The following is a 703-nucleotide window of genomic DNA, read 5'->3' as shown; positions in this document are numbered from 1 at the left end:
GTTGTTCCCGCCGGCACGAAGGTCACCGTGCTCGCGGACCGAGGCTTCGGCGACCAGGCGCTCTACGAACTCCTGAAGGACCAACTCGGCTTCGACTTCATCGTGCGCTTCCGGGGCATCGTCAAGGTGACCAGCGCCGAGGGAGAAACGAAGTCGGCCGTAGCGTGGACGCCCAACAATGGCCGGACGCTGCTCCTCCGCGGGGCGAGGGTGACCAGGGCCGGTCGCGAGCTCGGCGCGGTGGTGTGCTTGAAAGCGAAGGGCATGAAGGAAGCGTGGCACCTCGCGACGAGCCACGGCGACCGGCCCGGCGCGGAGATCGTGAAACTGTACTCGAAGCGCTTCACCATCGAGGAGAGCTTCCGTGACCTCAAGAATCTGCGCTTCGGGATGGGGCTCACCGACACCCGCGTCAGCTCCCCGGAGCGGCGTGATCGGATCCTCCTGGTCGGCGCCATCGCCGCGGCGTTGCTCACGCTGCTCGGCGCCGCGGGGGAGGCGGTCGGCGAAGACCGCCGGATGAAGGCGAACACGTCGAAAGAGCGGACGCACTCGCTGCTGAACCAGGGGCTGTTCTACTTCGACTGCCTGCCCGGCATGCGCGAGGAGCGAGCGCGGCCGCTGATGCAGAAGTTCGACGAACTGGTTCGTCAGCAGGCCACGTTCCGTGAAGTGTTCGGCCTCATTTGAGGGGATGGCTCAG

Annotated in this window: 1 protein-coding gene; it reads left to right on the top strand. The window is 66.6% G+C overall.

The genetic code is table 11. From position 1 onward, the window contains the following. Positions 1 to 690: IS4 family transposase (locus MNZ27_RS23260; RefSeq protein ID WP_242396437.1), on the top strand; the 690-nt coding region annotated here is incomplete at its 5' end. Positions 691 to 703: the final 13 nt, after the last annotated feature.

Source organism: Anaeromyxobacter oryzisoli, from assembly GCF_022690765.1.
Lineage (GTDB): Bacteria > Myxococcota > Myxococcia > Myxococcales > Anaeromyxobacteraceae > Anaeromyxobacter > Anaeromyxobacter oryzisoli.
Note: the sequence above shows the minus strand (reverse complement) of the source record. Positions and strands in the feature narration are given on the sequence as shown.